The organism is Cetobacterium sp. (genome assembly GCF_048470075.1).
Taxonomy (GTDB): Bacteria; Fusobacteriota; Fusobacteriia; order Fusobacteriales; family Fusobacteriaceae; genus Cetobacterium_A.
The window spans coordinates 1-1,815 of record NZ_DBGBQB010000051.1 but is presented as its reverse complement, the minus strand read 5'-3'; the positions used below and the strand labels follow the sequence as shown (position 1 = coordinate 1,815).

Genomic DNA, 1,815 nt, shown 5'->3' with positions numbered 1-1,815 from the left:
TTGTTCTCTTTTACTTCATATATCTTTATTTTAGAGATATCTGATTCATCTATTCCAATTTTTTGGTTCTCTCCAGCTACAATTTTAACAGGATATCCCCCTTCCACCAATTTTCCGCTTTTACTAAAAGCTTCAATCAATACCTCATAAGAGTAGTTCCCACTATTTTTTAATTCCAAAACTGTTTTATCCCCTTGTCTTTTCTTAGAAACTATATCCACTCCATTTTTTTCATTTCCAGTTAAGACATATACAGCCATACTTACATCTATTTTTATATCAACTGATGCAGTTATTCCCTTCTGCTCCTTACTCTCATACTGATTTTCAATTTTAGAGGATAATCCTTTCACTAAAAGAGCTCCTTTAAACTCACCCTTTCCCATCATCTCTTTGGGAAAATCTCTCAACATAACTCTAATAGTTTTTGTTTCTCCGGGCTTTAAAGAGAAAGACTTTGGAAAAACTTTTATATACTCCCTTATTAAAGAGGGATTCCCAGAGTTATCAATATCTTTTACAGACACTTCAAAGGTCTTTATCTTATCCCCTGTATTAAAAATTTTAAACTCACCCACTTTTTTACCCTTTCCTATATTTATTTCAACCGTTGTTGGGTATATTGGGCTATATGAATTATTCGAGTACACAGATAAACATATTAAAGTGTACATTAACAACACTATCTTTTTCATTGTATTTAATCTCCTTTTAAGTTGTTTTCTCTAAAATAATCTCAAAGCTATTGTTATCACTCTTTCTAGCTTTAAAATTTAAGTTTAAATCCATCTCATCTTCCACTTTCAATGTATACTTTTCCATTTTTAGCTTAACTCTTGAATTTTCAGGCTGTATGAGCTCAATCTCATACTCTCCCACTGCTAAGTCATTTATAAATATATTGTCTTCACTCCAAGATAAAATCACTTTCTCTTTCTCATTATTTAGATTTTTAAGTTGAATTTTTAAATCTGAAACTACTTGAGCCACCTCCTCATAATAGATCCCCTCTTCAAAGTCAACTGTTGATATAGCTGTAACCTTAGGTCTAAATGGGAAGTTAACCCGCATCAATCCCCCTGGATTTAACTGAACAACTTGCTTTAAATTAGGCTCTATATTAAATGGTACTTCCTGTCCATTTAGTTCTCCTGTTAATCTTGATGGTCTATATGTTTGAAGTCCTCCCAATATATACTTTCCATTGTATCTATTGTATATCTCAGTGGAATCAGATTTTATTATGGCCTTTATCCATTCCTCTCCCTCATTAAACTCTCCATCTCCATTTTTATCAATAAAAGACTTTCCAGTAACGCTACCTTTTCCAGAAAAGTCATCATATCCTAAACTTGGCTTATTATCCCCTAGATATACATTTGTTTCCACACTTGATGAGATCCTTTTTATAGAATCCTTCTGCCCATAGATACCAGTTTGAATATTTACAGTTTTTCCCGGAGTATAACTTACACTTAAACTATAATTTTCTCCAAATCTCTTATTATAACTGTATGCCAAACTATAATCCCATTCGCTATTGTCTCTGGAGTTCTTTCCTAAGTTAAATCCATATGTTGTTTCCACATCATCTGTATCCAAATATACCGACACTGTATCTATATATTTTGATATCCCATTACTAAAGGAGTATGATGCTCCTAAGTTATAAGAGGTATTGTCTTTCTCATAACCATTTTTATAATCATTTTTCCTAATTCCAAGATTTGTATAGACTTTTCCAAACCCTTTTCCTAAGTTTGTATAGTACTCCTTCTGTTCCACACCGTATCTATCAGTTGAATGGTTATATCC

The 1,815-nt window shown here is 32.3% G+C and carries 2 protein-coding genes; both read right to left on the bottom strand.

Annotated elements, in window-relative coordinates; translation table 11 throughout:
* The coding region (locus tag ACMOUI_RS01640; protein WP_418964005.1) for a hypothetical protein at window positions 1-695 on the bottom strand (695 nt) is incomplete at its 3' end.
* 16 nt (window positions 696-711) lie between these two features.
* A partial coding sequence (locus tag ACMOUI_RS01635) for a hypothetical protein (RefSeq protein ID WP_418964004.1) occupies window positions 712-1,815 on the bottom strand: 1,104 nt, incomplete at its 5' end.